At 66.4% G+C, this 19,538-nt stretch carries 17 protein-coding genes; 6 read left to right on the plus strand and 11 right to left on the minus strand.

Annotated features, from left to right (window positions below; genetic code table 11):
• The 9 genes from ptsP to betI form a co-directional block, all read right to left on the minus strand.
• Window positions 1-2,244 (minus strand): phosphoenolpyruvate--protein phosphotransferase, encoded by a 2,244-nt coding sequence (gene ptsP / locus AC2ITM_RS05000; RefSeq protein ID WP_486468726.1) that lies wholly within the window; start codon window positions 2,242-2,244, stop codon window positions 1-3.
• A 240-nt stretch (window positions 2,245-2,484) separates the two neighbouring features.
• Window positions 2,485-3,723, minus strand: coding sequence for an aspartate kinase (locus AC2ITM_RS05005; RefSeq protein WP_486468727.1), 1,239 nt, complete (start codon window positions 3,721-3,723; stop codon window positions 2,485-2,487).
• Between the two features lie 118 nt (window positions 3,724-3,841).
• A complete protein-coding gene (locus AC2ITM_RS05010; protein WP_486468728.1) occupies window positions 3,842-4,489 on the minus strand; it encodes an SDR family oxidoreductase in 648 nt (215 codons plus the stop codon).
• Between the two features lie 9 nt (window positions 4,490-4,498).
• Window positions 4,499-4,912 (minus strand): DUF1178 family protein, encoded by a 414-nt coding sequence (locus AC2ITM_RS05015; protein ID WP_486468729.1) that lies wholly within the window; start codon window positions 4,910-4,912, stop codon window positions 4,499-4,501.
• Window positions 4,913-4,999: 87 nt separating this feature from the next.
• A complete protein-coding gene (locus AC2ITM_RS05020; RefSeq protein ID WP_486468730.1) occupies window positions 5,000-5,488 on the minus strand; it encodes an NUDIX hydrolase in 489 nt (162 codons plus the stop codon).
• Between the two features lie 228 nt (window positions 5,489-5,716).
• Window positions 5,717-7,378, minus strand: a complete 1,662-nt coding sequence (gene betA, locus AC2ITM_RS05025; protein ID WP_486468731.1) for a choline dehydrogenase — start codon at window positions 7,376-7,378, stop codon at window positions 5,717-5,719.
• Window positions 7,379-7,388: 10 nt separating this feature from the next.
• Entirely contained in the window at window positions 7,389-8,843 is a 1,455-nt protein-coding gene (betB, locus tag AC2ITM_RS05030; protein ID WP_486468732.1) for a betaine-aldehyde dehydrogenase, read from the minus strand.
• A 1-nt stretch (window position 8,844) separates the two neighbouring features.
• Window positions 8,845-10,332, minus strand: coding sequence for a choline-sulfatase (betC, locus tag AC2ITM_RS05035; RefSeq protein WP_486469391.1), 1,488 nt, complete (start codon window positions 10,330-10,332; stop codon window positions 8,845-8,847).
• A 19-nt stretch (window positions 10,333-10,351) separates the two neighbouring features.
• Window positions 10,352-10,945: a transcriptional regulator BetI gene (gene betI / locus AC2ITM_RS05040; RefSeq protein ID WP_486468733.1), complete on the minus strand. Its 594-nt coding sequence runs from the start codon at window positions 10,943-10,945 to the stop codon at window positions 10,352-10,354.
• Window positions 10,946-11,048: 103 nt separating this feature from the next.
• Here betI and choX point away from each other — a divergent pair, with 103 nt between their 5' ends.
• From choX to choV, 3 genes are read left to right on the plus strand one after another with little or no spacing between them, the layout of a single operon-like run.
• Entirely contained in the window at window positions 11,049-11,972 is a 924-nt protein-coding gene (gene choX / locus AC2ITM_RS05045; RefSeq protein ID WP_486468734.1) for a choline ABC transporter substrate-binding protein, read from the plus strand.
• A gap of 57 nt (window positions 11,973-12,029) precedes the next feature.
• Window positions 12,030-12,866 (plus strand): choline ABC transporter permease subunit, encoded by an 837-nt coding sequence (gene choW / locus AC2ITM_RS05050; protein ID WP_486468735.1) that lies wholly within the window; start codon window positions 12,030-12,032, stop codon window positions 12,864-12,866.
• A complete protein-coding gene (gene choV / locus AC2ITM_RS05055) occupies window positions 12,863-13,909 on the plus strand; it encodes a choline ABC transporter ATP-binding protein (protein ID WP_486468736.1) in 1,047 nt (348 codons plus the stop codon). The genes choW and choV overlap by 4 nt, the downstream gene beginning before the upstream one ends.
• A gap of 89 nt (window positions 13,910-13,998) precedes the next feature.
• Here choV and speB read toward each other — a convergent pair whose 3' ends face one another.
• Window positions 13,999-14,961, minus strand: a complete 963-nt coding sequence (speB, locus tag AC2ITM_RS05060; protein ID WP_486468737.1) for an agmatinase — start codon at window positions 14,959-14,961, stop codon at window positions 13,999-14,001.
• A 343-nt stretch (window positions 14,962-15,304) separates the two neighbouring features.
• Here speB and nadA point away from each other — a divergent pair, with 343 nt between their 5' ends.
• Genes nadA through nadC form a run of 3 tightly spaced genes read left to right on the plus strand, consistent with a single transcriptional unit; the run spans window position 15,305 to window position 18,758 of the window.
• The gene (nadA, locus tag AC2ITM_RS05065) at window positions 15,305-16,357 is read left to right on the plus strand and encodes a quinolinate synthase NadA (protein WP_486468738.1); all 1,053 of its coding nucleotides are present in this window, start codon (window positions 15,305-15,307) and stop codon (window positions 16,355-16,357) included.
• The gene (locus AC2ITM_RS05070) at window positions 16,357-17,907 is read left to right on the plus strand and encodes an L-aspartate oxidase (protein ID WP_486469392.1); all 1,551 of its coding nucleotides are present in this window, start codon (window positions 16,357-16,359) and stop codon (window positions 17,905-17,907) included. The genes nadA and AC2ITM_RS05070 overlap by 1 nt, the downstream gene beginning before the upstream one ends.
• A 2-nt stretch (window positions 17,908-17,909) precedes the next feature.
• Window positions 17,910-18,758, plus strand: a complete 849-nt coding sequence (nadC, locus tag AC2ITM_RS05075; protein WP_486469393.1) for a carboxylating nicotinate-nucleotide diphosphorylase — start codon at window positions 17,910-17,912, stop codon at window positions 18,756-18,758.
• Window positions 18,759-18,862: 104 nt separating this feature from the next.
• Here the strand turns inward: nadC and AC2ITM_RS05080 are convergent, their stop codons facing one another.
• The gene (locus AC2ITM_RS05080; RefSeq protein WP_486468739.1) at window positions 18,863-19,501 is read right to left on the minus strand and encodes a GntR family transcriptional regulator; all 639 of its coding nucleotides are present in this window, start codon (window positions 19,499-19,501) and stop codon (window positions 18,863-18,865) included.
• Window positions 19,502-19,538: the final 37 nt, after the last annotated feature.

The following is a 19,538-nucleotide window of genomic DNA, read 5'->3' on the forward strand; positions in this document are numbered from 1 at the left end:
TCAGGTTGTGGAGCGCAGGTGGTCCAGCACCGCGCGGCGGACGGATTGTTCGCCGCGTTCGGCCGCGTCGTCGATCACCTCGCGCAGCTGCGACAGGTCGGTGCGCAGCAGCAGCGATTTCACCGGCCCGATCGAAGCGGGGCGCATCGACAGCGCCCGAAGGCCCATCGCCGCCAGACAAACGGCCTCGAGCGGGCGGCCGGCGTCTTCGCCGCAGAACGACAGGGGCGTGCCGGTTTCCTCGCAGCGTTCGACGATGCGGCGCAGGAAGTTCAGGAAGCTGACGTTCAGCGTGTCGTAGCGGCGGCGCACGCGCTCGTTCTCGCGGTCGGCGGCGAAGAAGAACTGCTTGAGGTCATTGCCGCCGATCGACAGGAAATCCACCTCTTCGAAGAAGCGGCGCGGCGCGAAGGCCAGCGAAGGCGTTTCCAGCATCGCGCCCACCTCCAGCTTGCAGGGCACCGGATGACCCAGGATGCGTTCGCGCTCCAGGGCCTTGTCCATCTCGGCGCGGGCGGCTAGGTATTCCTCGTACTGGGCGATGAAGGGGAACATCACCGTCAGCGGCCGGCCATCGGCGGCGCGGATCAGCGCCTGCAGCTGCATCCGCAGCACGCCGGGCTTGTCCAGACCCACCCGGATCGCCCGCCAGCCAAGCGCGGGGTTGGGTTCGTCATTGGGCTTCATGTAGCTCAGGACCTTGTCCGAGCCGATGTCGAGGGTGCGGAAGGCCACGCGCCGACCCTTGGCCGAGTTCAGCACATGGGCATAGAGGCTGGAGAGTTCCGAGCGCTTGGGCATCTGGTTGCGCACCAGGAACTGCAGTTCGGTACGGAACAGGCCGACGCCCTCGGCGCCGGAATTTTCCAGGCTGGGCAGATCGGCCATCAGGCCTGCGTTCATCGTCAGCGTCATGCGGGTGCCGCAGGGCGTGATCGCGGGCACGTCGCGGATCGAGGCATAGCGTTCCTGCGCCTTGGCCTGCATGGCGATCTTGTCGCGGAAGGCATGCGAAACGGTATCCTCGGGGCGCAGGTGAGCGATGCCCTGGTCGCCATCGACCATGATGTAATCGCCGTTCAGCGCCTCGGTGGTGATGTCCTTGGCATGGATCACCAGCGGGATCGCCAGCGCGCGGGCCACAACCGCGGCATGGCTGCCGACGGATCCCTGTTCCAGCACGATGCCGCGCAGCGAACGGCCGTAGTCCAGCAGTTCCGCCGGGCCGATGTTGCGGGCCACCAGGATCGGATCCACCGGCATCTCGGCGCCGGTTTCGGTGCCCTGGCCGGTCAGGATGCGCAGCAGCCGGTTCGACAGGTCGTCCAGATCGTGCAGGCGCTCGCGCAGATAGGCGTCGGTGGCGCTGGTCAGCCGGGCGCGGGCGGCGGTCTGTTCCTTTTCCACCGCCGCCTCGGCCGACAGGCCACGGCCGATGTCGGCCTCCATCCGGCGCATCCAGCCCTTGGAATTGGCGAACATCCGGTAGGCCTCAAGGACCTCCAGCTGTTCGGCATCGCCGGTCTGGGCGCCGGCCAGCATCCGGTCGACGCCGACGCGCAGCTGTTCGACCGCCTCGTGCAGGCGGGCGCTTTCGCGTTCGGGATCGTCGGCGATCGGGTTGGTGATGACGACGCGGGGCTCGTGCAGCCAGACGTGGCCCTCGGCCGCGCCTTCCTGGCCCGAAGTGCCGCGGAACATCACCGGCTTGGTGTGGCGCTTGGTCAGCGCCGCGCTGTCGCCGATGAAGGCGCCCAGCTCGGCCATCTCGGCCAGCACCATGGCGACGACCTCAAGGGCGTAGATCTCGTCCTCGGAATACTTGCGGACCTGCTTGGACTGCACCACCAGCACGCCCAGGGTTTCCCCCAGCCGCTGGATCGGCACCCCCGCGAACGAGGAATAGATCTCTTCGCCGGTCTCGGGCATGTAGCGAAAGCCCGCTTCCTTCGGCGCATCCGCGGTGTTGACCAGCTGCCCGGTGCGCGCCACGCGGCCCACCAGGCCCTCGCCCAGGCGCATCCGGGTCTTGTGCACCGCCTCGGGCTTCAGCCCCTCGGTCGCGCACAGTTCCAGCGTGTCGGCATCACGGAACAGATAGACCGAGCATACCTCGGTCCGCATCGATCCGGCGATCAGCCGGGTGATCTTGTCCAGCCGCGCCTGCCCGAGGGCATCCTCGGCCATGACTTCGCGCAGGCGGCCCAGCATCTGCCGACTGTCGGTCTTGAAGTCTTCGCTCATCTCTCGGGCTGCCCCTCGCCTCCGGGTCCAGAGTGAATAGACCACAGAGTGTCTGAAAGCGAAATGGGCAAAACTTGCCGCAGGTGCGAAATCGCCCAGTTCCGCTGAAATTTAAAGAATGATTTCAATTAATTGAATGTCACAAGACAGTCTGTCCCAGGGGGGCTTTCCGCCGATTGTGCAATTAAAAAGCGCGCCCCGGGGGGCGCGCTCAAGATCTTGGCGCTGTTGCCCCGAAGGTCAGGCGGCCTTTTCCAGGCCAAAGGCGTCGTGCAGGGTCTGCACGGCCAGTTCCAGGTACTTGCGGTCGACCAGCACGGAAATCTTGATTTCCGAGGTCGCGATGACCTTGATGTTGATGCCTTCATCCGACAGCGTCTTGAACATCTTGGCCGCGACGCCCGATTGCGAACGCATGCCGATGCCCACGGCCGAGACCTTGCAGACCTCGGTATCGGCGACCAGATCGTCGAATTCGATCAGGCCGGCCTCCTTGGCGTCGAACAGCGCCTTCTCGGCACGTTTCACCTGATCGATCGGGCAGGAGAAGGTCATGTCCGTCACGCCCTCTTCCGAGACGTTCTGGATGATCATGTCGACGTTGACGCCGGCTTCGGACAGCGGGCCAAAGATGGCGGCCGCGACGCCGGGCTTGTCGACGATGGTCACGAGGGTCATCTTCGCTTCTTCACGCGAGAAGGCGATGCCGTTGACGACGTTGGATTCCATGATGTCCTCCTCGGCACAGACCAGGGTGCCTGCGGTGTCGGATTGTTCCTCGAAGCTCGAGAGAACGCGAAGCTTGACGTTGTAGCGCATGGCCAGCTCGACCGAGCGGGTCTGCAGGACCTTGGCGCCCAGCGAGGCCAGCTCCAGCATCTCCTCGAAGGCGATGCGGTCAAGCTTGCGGGCCTTTTTGCAGACGCGCGGATCGGTCGTGTAGACGCCGTCGACATCGGTGTAGATGTCGCAGCGTTCCGCATCGAAGGCGGCGGCGAAAGCCACGGCCGTCGTGTCCGAGCCGCCCCGGCCCAGCGTGGTGATCCGCCCCTCGGGGCTGATCCCCTGGAAGCCCGCGACAACCGCCACCTTCATGCCTTCGGCAAACTTGGCGGTGATGTTGTCGGTCGGGATTTCCTCGATCCGGGCCTGGGAATGGGCGCTGTTGGTTTTCAGCGGCACCTGCCAGCCCTGCCAGGAACGGGCGGGGATGTCCATTTCCTGCAGGGTCAGGGCCATCAGGCCGGCGGTGACGTTTTCACCCGAGCTGACGACGGCGTCATATTCGCGCGCGTCGTACATCGGCGAGGTCTCGTTGACCCAGCCGACCAGCTCGTTCGTCTTGCCGGACATGGCAGAGACGATGACGATGACGTCATAGCCCTTGGCAACTTCCACCGACACCCGCTGCGCGGCGTGCCGGATACGTTCGAGGTTGGCGACGGATGTGCCGCCGAATTTCATCACGAGAACAGGCATGTCAGTCTATCGGCCCCGTCCTTTCAGGCAAAGTCGGCGTGGTTTACGCGTGGAACGCCTGTGACGCAAGGCGGAAACGCTTGCGCCCGATTTCCCGTCGCCGGGTGGGGGCGGGGGGTTAGAAGGGGATGGGATCGCCTTCCCAGGTCTCGAACCGGCCCGAGGTCTCGGGGGTCAGGGCATCCATCCGCGCGATCAGCCCGGCGGCACTGTCGTGGGGCCGCAGCGAGGCTTGGGCGCCGCCCATGTCGGTGCGCACCCAGCCGGGGTGATAGATGCCGACGCTGATGCCCTCGGGCTCCAGATCCACGGCCAGGTTGCGCCCCAGATTCAGCAGCGCCGCCTTCGAGGCCCGGTAGGCATAGGCGCCGCCCGGCGCGCGTTCATCGCTGGCCATGGCCGAGGCCACCAGGCAGATCCGCGCCCCCGGCGCTGCCCGCAGGTTCGCCAGCAGCGCCTGCACGCACAGGAAGGCGCCGGTGACGTTGACGGCAAAGCTTTGCGCCCATTTGGCGGCGTCAAAGCCGGTTTCCAGCCGGTCGCCCTTGTCCAGATAGACCCCCGCATTGCACACCAGCCGGTCCAGCGGCGCGCCCTGCAGGCTGTCGGCCAGCGCCCGCACCTGCGCGGGATCGGTGACGTCAAGCGCCCTCAGCCCCGGCCCGCCCGCGGTCGAGGTGCCGGTCACCCGGTCGCCGCGGCGGGCATGAAGCCCCGCCAGTTCCGCGCCGATCCCGCGGCTTGCTCCGGTGATCAGCACATGCATGGGCGGTCCTCAGTTGGTCTTGCGGCCGGTGGAAAAGGGCAGGGGCAGCACCGGCACGCCGTCTTCCAGCAGGGCGCGGGCCTCTTCGGGGCGGGCCTCGCCGTAGATCGGGCGGTCGGGTTTGTCGCCCTCGTGGATGGCGCGGGCCTCGGCGGCAAAGTTGCCGCCCACGTAGGTGGCGTTTTCCTCGACCCGGCGGCGCAGTTCGGCGATGGCCTGTTCGGCTTCGCTGGCGGGCTGGGTCAGGGGTTTGTCGCGGCCGGTCCGCACGCGCGGCGCCATCAGCGCCTTTTCCACCTGCGTGCTGCCGCAGACCGAACAGGCCACCATCCCCGAGGCGGAAAGCTTCTCGTAGGCATCGGAGGACTGGAACCAGCTTTCAAAGCTGTGTCCCTGGTCGCATTTGAGCGCGAAGTGAATCATGCCGGTCCCGGTCACAAAACTGATATCTTCAGTTAAGCAATGCCCGGAAAGATGCAAGGTTCCATGAAGAGACGCCGCAGGGCTGCGTCAGAAATGCAATTCCGACGGATCGAAGCGGCGCAGCAGGCGCGCCAGTTCCGGTTCGTCCACGCGCGCGGCGGCCTTCTTGCGGCCCACCCAGTCGCGCTTGCGCTGGCCGGCCTCGCGGAAATCCGACATCAGCGCATGGACATGCACCGGATAGACCATCGCCATGCAGGGGGCGTTGCGGCCGTCCTCCAGCTTCTTGGTGTAGCTGTAGTAGCCGATCGGATGCGGCGCGACGCGGCCCAGCACGCCGGCTTCCTCCCAGGCTTCCTGCAGGGCGGATTCGGCGGGGCCGCGGTCTTCCATCGGCCAGCCCTTGGGCAGGATCCAGCGTTTCGTCCCGCGCGAGGTCACCAGCAGGATCTGCGGCTTGTCCTTGACGATCCGGTAGCACAGCGCCGCGCATTGCACGTTGATGCCGGCCAGGCCGGCCGGGCTGACACGCAGCGCCGTCGGCATCTGCGCGGTGATGGTATGTGTCTGGATCACTGCCACCTCGTCTTGCGGGGCCGGGATGTCCCGGGGTCGATTGCCTCGATCTGGGCCGAGTTTACCGCAGTATGTTGAGAATCCGTTAACACATGGAAGGGGGAGGCCGGTGAAAACCCGGTGATCGGGGGGGATCGGAGAAAAAACGATGGCCCGGCGCCCGATCCATGGGCAAGTCCCTGCGGCACCGGGAAAACCCCGCCCCCTTGGAGGGGGCGGGGAAGGCGATCAGCGGTCGCTGTCGCGCCAGCGCGGGTTGATCCAGGGTTCGGCATTTTCCGGTGCCAGGGGCGCCCGGCCCAGGATGTGATCACTGGCCTTCTCGCCCACCATGATCGAGGGGGCATTGAGGTTGCCGTTGGTGATCCGCGGAAAGACCGAGCTGTCGGCCAGGCGCAGCCCCTCGACGCCGATCACCCGGCATTCGGGATCGACCACCGCCATCGGATCGTCGCGCCGGCCCATGCGGGCGGTGCCGCAGGGGTGGAAGGCGCTTTCGGCATGGGCGCGGATGTGGCCGTCAAGCTCATCGTCGGTTTGCAGGTGGTCGCCCGGCAGGATCTCTTTGCCGCGGTAGGGATCAAAGGCCTGCTGGCCAAAGATCTGACGGGTGATGCGGATGCAGTGCCGGAAATCCGCCCAGTCGTCGGGATGCGACATGTAGTTGAAGAAGATCTTCGGCGCGTCCTTCGGATCTGCCGATTTCAGCGTCACCGCACCGCGCGACTTGGACCGCATCGGACCCACATGCGCCTGCCAGCCATGGCCTTCGGCCGCTGCCTTGCCGTCGTAGCGCACGGCGATGGGCAGGAAGTGGAACTGGATGTCGGGATAATCCACCCCCGCCTTCGAGCGGATGAAGGCCGCGCTTTCGAACTGGTTCGAGGCGCCCAGACCCTGCTTGGTCAGCAGCCACTGCGCCCCCGCAATCGCCTTGCCCCAGAGGTTCCAGTGCTTGTAGAGCGTGATCGGCTGGATGCTGGCCTGCTGGATGTAAAGCTCCAGATGGTCCTGCAGGTTCTGGCCGACGCCGGGGCGATCGGCCACGACCTCGATGCCGTGTTCCTTCAGATGGGCGGCAGGGCCCACGCCCGACAGCATCAGGATCTTGGGCGAATTGATCGAGGAGGCGGCGATGATCACCTCGCGGCGGGCGGTCACGACCTCGATCTTGCCGGCACGTTCGATCTCGACGCCGGTGGCGCGGCCGTTCTCGATGATGACGCGGCGGGCGTAGCAGCGGATCAGCTGAAGGTTGGGGCGTTGCAGGGCGGGTTTCAGATAGGCATTGGCGGTGGACCAGCGCCGGCCCTGCCAGACCGTCTGTTCCATCGGGCCAAAGCCCTCCTGCTTCTGGCCGTTGTAATCGTCGGTCAGCTCGAATCCCGCCTGGGCGCCGGCATCGACGAAGGCCTGGTAGAGCGGGTTGGCACGCGGCCCGCGCGTGACGTGCAGCGGACCGTCCTTGCCGCGCCAGTCGGCATCGCCGCCATGGCCGCCGTCATGCCAGTGCTCGGCCCGTTTGAAATAGGGCAGCACATCGGCATAGGACCAGCCCTGCGCCCCGCTTTCGGCCCAGTGGTCGAAATCGCGGGCATGGCCGCGCACATAGACCATGCCGTTGATCGACGAGGACCCCCCAACGACCTTGCCGCGCGGCGTCACCAGTTGCCGCCCGCCCAGACCGGGTTCGGGTTCGCTCATGAAGCCCCAGTCGTAGCGCTTCATGTTCATAGGGTAGGACAGCGCCGCGGGCATCTGGATGAAGGGCCCGGCATCGGTGCCGCCGAATTCCAGCACCAGCACCTTGTGGCGGCCGTCTTCCGACAGCCGCGAGGCCATGACGGATCCGGCCGAGCCGGAGCCGATGATGACGAAATCTGCGTCCATGATCCCCCCTTCAGAATGCCGATGCGACATCGCCGATGGCGACGTAGACGGATTTGACCTGGCTGTAGTGCTCGATCGCGGCCTTGGAGTTCTCGCGGCCGACGCCGGATTTCTTGATGCCGCCGAAGGGCGTCTCGACCGGGGTCAGGTTGTACTGGTTGATCCAGCAGGTCCCTGCCTGCAATTGCGCCACGACCCGGTGGGCGCGGGCGAAATCGCGGGTGAAGAGGCCCGCCGCCAGGCCGAATTCGGTGGCATTGGCGCGCGCGATCACCTCGGCCTCGTCGCGGAAGGTCAGGATCGACATGACGGGGCCGAAGATTTCCTCGCGGGCGATGGTCATGTCGTCGGTGACGCCGGTGAAGACGGTGGGTTCGATGAACCAGCCGTCGCGGTCCGGGCAGCCGCCGCCGATGGCCAGTGTCGCGCCTTCCTGCTGGCCGATGCGGATGTAGTTCAGCACCTTCTGGCGCTGGGCATCGGTGATCATCGGGCCGATCTGGGTCTCGGGGTCCAGCGGATCGCCGATGATGGCGGTCTTCGTGCGCTCGACCAGACGGGCGGTGAAGGCTTCGGCGATGTCTTCATGCACGAAGACCCGCGTCCCGTTCGAGCAGATCTGACCGGTGGAATAGAAGTTGCCGTTGATCGCCGCGCTGATGGCGTTTTCGATGTCGGCATCCTCGAAGACGATCAGCGGGGACTTGCCGCCCAGCTCCATCGTGACATGGCGGATGCCCTCGGCGGCGGCGGCATAGACCTTCTGGCCGGTGGGCACCGACCCCGTCAGCGACACCTTGTCGACGCGCGGATCACCGATCAGCGCCGCGCCCACGTCGCCATAGCCGTTCACCACGTTGAAGAGGCCCGCAGGCGCGCCTGCCTCGATATAGATCTCGGCCAGCTTCAGCGCGCAAAGTGGCGTCACCTCGGAGGGCTTAAAGATCATGGCATTGCCGCAGGCCAGCGCCGGCGCGGATTTCCAGCAGGCGATCTGGGTCGGATAGTTCCAGGCGCCGATGCCCACGCAGACGCCCAGCGGCTCGCGGATCGTGTAGACGAAATCACCGCCCAGGGGCATCGTCTCGCCGGTCAGGGTGGCGGCCAGGCCGCCGAAATATTCCAGCGAATCCGCCCCCGAGGTCGCATCCGCGATGGTGGTTTCCTGGATCGGCTTGCCGGTGTCGATGGATTCGAGCTCTGACAGCTCCTGATTGCGGTCGCGCAGGATGTCGGCCACGCGGCGCAGGACGCGGCCGCGGGCGACGGGGGCAAGGGCGGCCCATTCCGCCTGCGCGCGCCGGGCCGAGGCCAGCGCCTGTTCGATCACCGCGGGCGTTGCGGAATGCAGGGTCGCCACGACCTCGCCGGTGGCGGCGTAGATGCAGGGGATCTCGCGGCCGGAAGTGTCTTCTGCGTAGGCGCCGTCGATGAAGTGGCTGCCCTTCGGCTGGACGTTTTTCATGTCACTCTCCTCGGGGGTAACGCTGGTTCGATTCCAGCACGTTCAGGTCCATGTGGTTGCGCATGTAGCGCTCGGAGGCTTGCTGCAGCGGCTCGAAATCCCAGGGGAAATAGTCGCCGTTCCTGAGCGCCTCGTAGACGATCAGGCGGCGGGCCTGGCTTTCGCGGACCTCGCCGTCATAGGCGGGCATATCCCAGTAGCCGTCGGCCATGGCGCGGAACCGCGCCAGCGTTTCGGCATGGGCCGGGTCTTCGGCCAGATTGGTCAGTTCGTTCGGGTCGGCCGCGATGTCGAACAGCAGGTCCGGGTCCAGCGCGCAGCGGATGTATTTCCAGTTGTCCTGACGCAGCCCGACCAGCGGCGCATAAGAGCCCTCGGCCGCGTATTCCATCCGCACCGGCGTCGCGCGCGGCGTGCCATTGGCCAGCGGCAGCAGGGATTCGCCATCGGTCCAGGGGGCGATTTCGCCCAGTTCGATCCCGGCCAGATCGGCCAGCGTCGGGGTCACGTCGATGGTCGAGACGGGCGTGTCGATCCGGCCTGCGGGCATCTGCGGCGCGCTGATCATCAGCGGCACGCGGGCCGAGCCCTCGAAGAAGTTCATCTTGAACCACAGGCCCTTGTTGCCCAGCATGTCGCCATGGTCCGAGACGAACAGGATGATCGTGTTGTCGATCTGCCGGGTGCCCTGCAGCGCCTCCATGATCTCTCCGAGCTTGTCGTCGAGATAGGAGATGTTGGCGAAATAGGCGCGACGCGAGCGTTTCACGTCGTCTTCGGTGATGTCGAAATTGCGCCAGTCGTTGGCGTCGAAGATGCGCTGCGAATGCGGGTCCAGATCGTCATAGGGGATCGGCGCGACCTCGGGCAGCAGGTGTTCGCAGTCCTCGTAGAGGTCCCAGTACTTCTGCCGCGCCACATAGGGGTCGTGCGGATGGGTGAAGCTGACGGTCATCATCCAGGGGCGATCGTCCAGGCGGCGGCCCAGCTGATAGACCTTCTGACGGGCCTGGAAGGCGACCTCGTCGTCATATTCCATCTGGTTGGTGATCTCGGCCACGCCTGCGCCGGTGACCGATCCCATGTTGTGATACCACCAGTCGATTCGCTCGCCGGGCTTGCGATAGTCCGGGGTCCAGCCGAAATCGGCCGGATAGATGTCAGTTGTCAGGCGCTTCTCGAAACCGTGAAGCTGGTCGGGGCCGACGAAATGCATCTTGCCCGACAGGTAGGTCTGGTAGCCGGCGCGGCGCAGATGGTGGGCATAGGTGGGGATGTCGCTGCCGAATTCCGCAGCATTGTCATAGACCTTGGTGCGGCGCGGAAGCTGCCCCGACATATAGGCAGCCCGCCCCGGCGCGCAGAGCGGAGAGCCGGTGTAGCTGTTGGCGAATCGCGTCGACCGCGCCGCCAGCGCCTTGATGTGGGGGGCGTGCAGCCAGTCGGCAGGCCCATCCGGGAAAAGCGTGCCGTTGAGCTGATCCACCATGAAAATCAGGATGTTGGGCTTAGTTGCCACGCTGTTTCCTTTCCAGCCAGAGTGTCAGATAGTCGTTCACCATCGCCTTGATCCGGTCCCGGTCGGGGACCGCCTCCTGCAGGGCGGAGCGGACGTAGAAACCGTCGATCAGCGATGACAACCCTTGCGCGATCTCTTCGGCCGTCGCAGGGTCGAAGAGCTTCTTCAGATCGTGCATGAGGTTCGAATGAAGCCTGCGCGCATAGACCTCCAGCAGCCTGCGCGTCTCGTCCGAGCGCAGGGCGCGAACGTAGAAGTTCAGCCAAGCGGCGATGACTTCTCGTTCGAACTGACTGGAATCAAAAGAGGAATCCGTGATAGCGCGGATCCGTTGCTCGGGCGTTTCGGCATGTGCCAGACGCGCGCGCACGGCCTCTCCGTAAGCGCGCATGACGTAGCGCATCGTCGCCAGGAACATCTGGTCCTTGGAGCCGAAATAGTGATGCGCCAATGCCGAGGACATACCCGCCCGCCGTGCAATCTGGCTCACGGTCACGTCAAGGGTCCCCGCCTCGCCGATCTCTGCGATCGTGGCGAGGATGAGTGCCTTCTTTCGAACCGGTTCCATCCCGACCTTGGGCATTTGGCTTGTCCTCCCGACGGAGTGCTTTACTTTTCGAAGCTCTTCGTTTTTGATTAACTCATCAATCAAGAAAAACGCAAGACACCGACACAGAGGAAACGTGATGACCAAGACCAGGCTTGCGCTGACCAGCGCCATTGCCCTTTCGCTGACCGCCGGCGCCGCTTTTGCCGATTGTGGCAAGGTATCCTTCTCGGATGTTGGCTGGACCGACATCACCTCGACCACCTCCGCGACCAAGCAGGTCCTGGAGGCACTGGGCTACAAGGTGGACGTGAAGGTGCTGTCGGTCCCCGTGACCTTCGCCTCGCTGGAAAGCGATGACGTGGACATCTTCTTGGGCAACTGGATGCCCTCGCAGACCGCGGCGATCAAACCCTACCTCGACAAGGGCGAGATCGACACCGTGGGCACCAACCTGGAAGGCACGAAATACACCCTCGCCGTGCCCGAATACACCTATGACAAGGGCCTGCACACCTATGCCGACATCCACAAGTTCGGCAAGGAACTGGATGACAAGATCTACGGCATCGAGCCGGGCAACGAAGGCAACGCCTATCTGATTGGCCTGACCAAGGACAACAAGGACGACCTGGGCAAGTTCAAGGTGGTCGAAAGCAGCGAGCAGGGGATGCTGTCGATGGTGCGCCGCGCCTATGACAAGCAGAAGGATATCGTCTTCCTGGGCTGGGAACCGCATCCGATGAACTCGAGCTTCAAGCTGAAGTACCTGACCGGCGGCGAGGACTTCTTTGGCGGCGAGGGCGTGGTGAACACCGTCACCCGCAAGGGCTATGCCGAGGAATGCCCGAATGTCGGCAAGTTCCTGAAACAGCTCAAGTTCACTCTGCCCATGGAGAACGAGATCATGGGCAAGATCCTGGACGACAAGGAAGATCCCGACAAGGCATCGCTTGAATGGATGAAGGCCCACCCCGAGGTCGTCTCGGCCTGGGTCGACGGCGTGACCACTGCGGATGGCGGTGACGGCGCGGCGGCCGTGAAGAAGGCCTTCGGCCTGTAAACCCCTGAACCCCGGATGGCCCGGCATTCGGCCGGGCCCTCTTCAGAGGAGGTCGCCTTGAAGTGGCTTACTGATTACAAGATCCCGGTCGGAGACTGGGCAGCCGATTTCTTTGATTGGCTAAGCAATAATTTCCAGTCCGTTGTCGACATGCTGGCCGCCGGGGCCGAGCATCTCATCAACGGGTTGCTGTGGGTGCTGCAGACGCCCAACCCGCTGGTGATCATCGCGGTCTTCGTGGCGCTGACATGGGTGCTGCAACGCAACTGGAAGACCTGCCTGTTCGTGGCGGTGGGCTTTCTGTTCATCATCAACCAGGGCTACTGGGAGGAAACCACCGAAAGCCTGACGCTGGTGGTGTCCTCGTGCATCGTGTGCATGGCCATCGGGGTGCCGATCGGCATCGCCGCGGCACACCGGCCGCGCCTGTACCACGTGCTGCAGCCGATCCTGGACCTGATGCAGACGCTGCCCACCTTCGTCTACCTGATCCCCGCCATCGTCTTCTTCGGCATCGGCATGGTGCCCGGGCTGATCGCGACGGTGATCTTCGTGGTGCCGGCGCCGATCCGGCTGACCTACCTGGGCGTCTCATCGACGCCGAAGGCGCTGCTGGAGGCCTCCGAGGCCTTCGGGGGCACGAAATCCCAGACCCTGACCAAGGTCGAACTGCCCTTCGCCCTGCCGCAGATCATGGCGGGGCTGAACCAGACCATCATGCTGTCTCTCTCGATGGTGGTGGTCGCGGCGCTGGTGGGCGCGGATGGCCTGGGCGTGCCGGTGGTGCGGGCGCTGAACCAGGTGAACACCGCCCTGGGCTTTGAATCCGGTTTCGTCATCGTCGTGGTGGCCATCATCCTGGACCGCATGCTTCGCATCGGAGGACGTAAATGAACGCAGCGACTTCCATTCCCGCAGTCGAATTCGACAATGTCTCGATCGTCTTCGGCGACCGCCCGGCCAAGGCGCTGCCGCTGATGGACGACATGAAGGACCGCGCCGAGATCCAGAAGGAAACCGGCCAGGTCCTGGGGGTGCACGACTGTTCCCTGACCGTCGAGCAGGGCGAGATCCTGGTGCTGATGGGGCTGTCGGGCTCGGGCAAGTCGACGCTGCTGCGCGCGGTCAACGGGCTGAACCCGGTGGTGCGCGGCAACCTGCGCGTCCATGCCCAGGGCTGGACCTGCGATCCGACCGCCTGCAGCAAGGACGACCTGCTGCGCCTGCGCCGCAAGAGCGTCGCCATGGTGTTCCAGCAGTTCGGCCTGCTGCCCTGGCGCAATGTCCTCGACAATGTGTCGCTTGGCCTGGAACTGTCGGGCATGTCCAAGAAGGAACGCGAGGACAAGGCGCGCGCCCAGCTGGATCTGGTCGGCCTGACCGACTGGGCCGAGAACAAGGTGGGCGAGTTGTCGGGCGGGATGCAGCAGCGCGTGGGTCTGGCCCGCGCCTTCGCGACCGAGGCGCCGATCCTGCTGATGGACGAACCCTTCAGCGCGCTCGACCCGCTGATCCGCTCGCGGCTGCAGGACGAACTGCTGGAGCTTCAGGCCAAGCTGAAGCGCACCATCATCTTCGTCAGCCACGACCTGGACGAGGCCTTCAAGATCGGCAACCGCATCGCCATCATGGAGGGCGGCCGGATCGTGCAATGCGGCACCCCGCAGCAGATCATCGCCAACCCGGCCGACGATTACGTCGAGGATTTCGTCACCCACATGAACCCGCTGGGCGTGCTGGTGGCCGAGGACGTGATGTCGAACGTGCCCGCCCCCGAGGCCGCCCACCAGGTCGCCCCCTCGACGCCCGTCGCGCAGATCATCCAGGCGCTGTCGGAAGGCGCGCCGATCGTCGGTGTGCTGGGCGAGGACGGGCCGATGGGATCCGTCACCAACCACGACATCATCCGGGCGCTGCACGCCAAGACGCCGGGCTGACCGGGGCTGCGGTCGGCCGCACCGGGCCGGTCCGGGCCCCCGGAAGGATCTGCGAAAGGGGCCGTCCCGCGGGGCGGCCCCCTGCCGTTTCAGCCCTCGGTCCCGCGGGCGTGCAGGATGCGGCCGATGACGTTCAGCAGCAATTGCGCCGCCAGGATCGAGGTCACGCCGGCGCTGTCGTGATCGGGCGCCACCTCGACCAGATCCATGCCGACGATCTCTCCGCGCTGCGCCAGCCCCGCCAGCAGTTCCAGCACCTCGTAATACTGAAAGCCGCCGTGGCTGGGCGTGCCGGTGCCGGGCGCGATCGAGGGGTCAAAGCCGTCGATGTCGATGGTCACGTAGTACCGCACCCCCGCCGGGATCCGCGCCAGCATCGCCTCGGTACCCATCCGGCGCAGCTGCCGGACCGACACGATGTCCGATCCCATCGCCCGCGCCGCCTCGTAGCCGTCCTTGGCGGTCGAGCTGACATTGCGGATGCCGATCTGGCTGAGCCCCGTCACCCAGGGCTTTTCCGCCGCCCGCCGCATCGGGTTGCCATGGCCGAACCGGACGCCGTGGCGTTCGTCGACGAAATCCAGATGCGCGTCGATCTGCACCAGATGGATCGGCTCTTCTTCGGAAAAGGCATTGATGCAGGGGATGTTGATCGAATGATCGCCGCCCAGCACCACGGGCAGGGCGCCCGCCGCCAGGATCTTGCGCACGCCGTATTCGATATTGGCGTGGCTTTGCGTCGTGTCGGTGTGGATGATGTCGGCATCCCCGATATCGACGATGCTGACCTTGGCGGGCTCCAGATAGGTGACGTCATCCTCGTGGTCATAGGCGCCGGCATGGCCGAAGGCGAAAAGGGTCGAGGCCTCGCGGATCCCGCGCGGGCCCATGCGCGCGCCGGCCCGCCACTGGGCGCCGAAATCGAAGGGCGCCCCCAGGATCGCCACATCGGCGTCGATGGCATCCCAGTCCTCGACATAGGGATATTTGCCGAAGGTGCAGATGCCGACGAAGGGCAGGTTCAGGCGGCCGGTGTCGTAGCCGTGGCTCATGCGGGGTGGCCCGGGCAGGGGCGGCGGGAAACGGGGGGCATCGGCCTCTCCTTCTGGATCTGGTCGCGGCAGCCTGCCGGAAAGCCCCCCGCATGGCAAACCCGGCGATCACGTTGCCGTGGATTCGGGGGGCCTGCCGCATGCGCGACGCCGCGAAATGACGCGCGCTTTCAGCGCCTTGCGGGGTGCCGGGGCAGGGTTAACGGATCGTTGAAATACCCGCTTGCACGCGATGCCCTTACGGCATAGACCCGGGCAGCCATGCTAAGTGCTTGGTATAAAATGGAATTTTGTTTTCATGCAAACAATGGGGCCGCCCGGCCCCGTTGCGAGGAGGCATGGCATGATCAGAATGACGCCGCTGCACGCGGAACTCTCGCGGCATTACGACCTGGCGCCGAACCCGGCGCTGGCGGCTGAAATGGGCGCGATCTACGACCGTATGAAGCGCGTGGTCGATCCGGTGGACTGGGCCGTGCACGCGCCCTACGTGGCGGCGATCAACGCGCTGAAGGTGCAGCGCAATGCCGTGATCCTGGCGCATAACTACATGACGCCGCAGATCTATCACGGGATTGCCGATGTCGTGGGCGACAGTCTGCAGCTGGCCATCAAGGCGACCGAGGTCGAGGCCGATGTCATCGTGCAATGCGGCGTGCATTTCATGGCCGAGACCTCGAAGATCCTGAACCCCGGCAAGACCGTGCTGATCCCGGACATGGAGGCCGGCTGTTCCCTGGCCGACAGCATCACCCCCGAGGGCATCGCCCAGATGCGCCGCCGCTATCCCGGCGCGCCGGTCGTCACCTATGTCAACACCACTGCCGAGGTGAAGGCGGCCTCGGACATCTGCTGCACCTCGTCGAATGCGGCGCAGATCGTGGCGGGGCTGCCGCAGCAGACGATCATCATGGCCCCCGACCAGTATCTGGCCAAGAACATCGCGGCCCAGGTGCCGCAGAAGACCATCGTCTGGTGGGAAGGCGCCTGCGAGGTGCATGAACAATATACCGCCCAGGACCTGATCGACTTTCGTGATTGGAACCCCGGCACCCGCATCATCGCCCATCCCGAATGCCCCCCCGAAGTGGTGGCCGAGGCGGATTATTCGGGCTCGACCTCGGGGATCATCGACTACGTGACCCGCGAACAGCCCGAACGCGCGATGCTGGTCACCGAATGCTCGATGGCGTCGAATATCTCGGATGCGCTGCCGGGGGTGGACTTCATCGGGCCCTGCAACATGTGCCCGCATATGAAGCGGATCACGCTGGAAAAGGTGCTGTGGTCGCTGCACACGATGGAGGGCGCGGTCGAGGTCGATCCCGCCGTCGCCGCCCGTGCCCGCATCGCGGTCGAGCGCATGATCGAGCTGTCGCGCAAGATGGCCGCGTGATGATCCGGACCGGGCGGGTGGTGATCCTGGGGGCGGGTCTGGCCGCGCTCTCGGCGGCGCTGGAACTGGCGCCGCGGCCCGTGCTGCTGGTCTCGCCGGAACCGTTGGGGCAGGGGGCCAGTTCGGCCTGGGCGCAGGGGGGGGTGGCGGCTGCCATGGCGCTGCCCGACACCCCCGAGGCCCATGCCCGCGATACCGTTCAGGCCGGGGCCGGGCTGGTCGACCGCGCGGTCGCGGCCTTCGTCACCGCCGAGGCGCGCGAGCGCATCCTGGCGCTGGCGGATCTGGGCGCGCCCTTCGACCGTGACGCGCAGGGCGGTTTCGTGCAATCGCGCGAGGCGGCGCATTCCTTTGCCCGCGTGGTGCGGGTGGGGGGCGACAGGGCCGGGGCGGCGATCATGGCGGCGCTTGTCGCGCAGGTCCGCGCCACGCCCTCGGTGCAGGTGCTGGAGGGCGTCAGCGCCACCGCCCTGCGGGTCGAGAACGGCCAGGTCACCGGCGTTTCACTGGCGCCCGAGGGGTTTGCGCCCATTGATCTGCACGCGCCCGCCGTGCTGCTGGCCGCCGGCGGCGCGGGCGGTCTTTATGCGCTGACCACCAATCCGGCGCGGATCCGGGGGCAGGGGCTGGGGCTGGCGGCCAGGGCCGGGGCGGTCATCGCAGATGCCGAATTCGTCCAGTTCCACCCCACCGCCATCGCCACCGGTGCCGATCCCGCCCCCCTTGCCACCGAGGCCCTGCGCGGCGAAGGCGCGATCCTGCTGAACGCCTGTGGCGCGCGGTTCCTGCAAGGCGTGCACCCGGATCTGGAACTGGCGCCGCGCGACGTGGTGGCGCGCGCGGTCTTTGCCCAGACCCGGGCGGGGCTGCAACCGGTGCTCGATACCCGGGCGGTGCTGGGCGACCGCATCCTGACCGATTTCCCGGCCGTGGCCGCCGCCTGCACTGCCGCCGGGATCGATCCGGTCAGCCAGCCCATCCCGGTTGCTGCCGCCGCGCATTACCACATGGGCGGCGTCGCGGTGGACGGGCGGGGGCGGACCTCGCTGCCCGGGCTCTGGGCCTGCGGAGAGGTCTCTTGCACGGGGCTGCACGGCGCCAACCGTCTGGCCTCGAACGGGCTGCTGGAGGCGCTGGTCTACGGCCGCCGGGCCGCCATGGATATCGCGCGGGGGGTCCCCGCGGGGCCGCTGCCGCCGGTCGAACTGCCGGAAGCCGCGCCCATGCCCGCCCCCGATGCCGCGCTGGTGGCCGATCTGCGCCGCGCCATGACCGACCACGTGGGCGTCATCCGCGACGAGGCCGGGCTGCGGCAGGCGCTGGCCACCTTTGAACGGATCGACGCCGCCAGCGCCGATCCGCATCTGGCCAACATGACCGCCGCCGCAACGCTGATTGCAGCGGCCGCCCTTCTGCGGCAGGAGAGCCGCGGCGGGCACCACCGTTCCGACTATCCCACGGCCGATGGCCCGACCGGCCAGCGCCGGCACATGACCCTTCCCCTGGCACGCGCCTGCCGCGCCGCCGCAGCGACGGACCTTCTTCGATGACGATGACCCTTCCTCCGATGCCCGACATGATCCTGGATCCGCTGGTGCGCGCCGCCCTGATGGAGGATCTGGGCGCCAATGGCGACATCACCACCCGCACCGTCATTCCCGCCGGGCGTGTCTGCACGGCGCAGCTGCGCGCGCGCGAGGCGGGCGTGGCCTCGGGGCTGCAGATCGCCGCCATGGCCTTCCGGCTGGTCGATCCGGGCCTGAAGCTGACCACGCACGCCCGCGACGGAGAGGCCATCGCCCCCGGCGAGGTGCTGATGCAAATCGAGGGCGAGGCGGCCTCGGTGCTGTCGGCGGAACGGGTGGCGCTGAACTTTGCCGGGCGGCTGTCGGGCATCGCGACGCTGACTGCGGCCTTCGTGGCGCAGACCCGCGGCACCGCGACCCGCATCACCTGCACCCGCAAGACCACGCCGGGGCTGCGGCTGGTGGAAAAGCAGGCGGTGCTGCATGGCGGCGGCTTTGCGCACCGGTTCTCGCTGTCGGATGCGATCCTGATCAAGGACAACCACATCGCCGCCGCCGGGGGCATCCGTCCGGTGCTGCAGGCGGTGAAGGCGCGGGCCTCGCATATGGTCCGGGTCGAGATCGAGGTGGATCGCCTCGATCAGCTCTCGGAGGTGCTGGACGAGGGCGGTGCCGATGTGGTGCTGCTCGACAACATGGACACCGGCCAGCTGCGCGAGGCTGTGGCGATGACCGGGCGCCGGCTGGTGCTGGAGGCTTCGGGCAACATGACGCTGGAGCGCATCGCCGAGGTCGCGGCGACCGGTGTCGATTACATCTCGGCCGGGGCGCTGACGCATTCGGCGCGGACGCTGGATCTGGGTCTGGATTTCTGAGGCCGGATCCCCGCTGCCCCGACGGGCGCGTCCGGTCAAGGCGGGAAGGACGGGCCGGGTGCTGCCATTGCGGCCACCCGGCACGGGCCCCGGGGGGCTTTGCGTCAGGCGGTGCGGCTATCCTGGGCCTGCAGGCAGGTGACCACGGCCTCGGTCAGCGTGTCGATCGAGGTTTCGATCACCGCGCGGGCGGCATCGGTGTCGCGGGCGCGCAGCGCCTCCAGCAAGGCGTGGTAGGGCGGGGTTTCGATCCGGCCGCCATTGTTGACGAAGACCAGATTGTAGCCCGGCCCGGCGCGCAGCCACAGCGTCTCGATCACGTCGAGCAGCGTTGGCATGCCGGCCATTTCGTAGAAGGCGAAGCGCAGCTGGTGATTGGCCTGCAGCGCGGCATGTGGATCCCAGTCGGCGCAGCGATCCGCAAGGCGCTGAAGCAGCCCGTCCAGTGTTTCGATCTGCGCATCGGTGATTTTCTCCGAGGCAATTTCCGCCGCCAGGCCCTCGACCCTTTTGCGGATCACCGAAAGCTCGCGGTAGCGGGCTTCGTCCAGGTAGGGTACCCGGAACGAGGCCGCCGGTTCGGCAGACAGCACGCCCGAGGCGACGAAGCGCACCAGCGCCTCGCGGGCCGGGGTGATGCTGACATCCAGCGAGGCGGCCAGATCCTTGGTGACAAGGCGGGTTCCCGGCGCAAGACGTCCCTCGATCAGGGCATCCCTGATCTGGGTTTCCACGTGTGACACGAGGCTTTTCCGGGGGGCGGCATTGAAGGACGGAATC

It is taken from the genome of Pseudooceanicola sp. NS-SX9 (assembly GCF_057380705.1).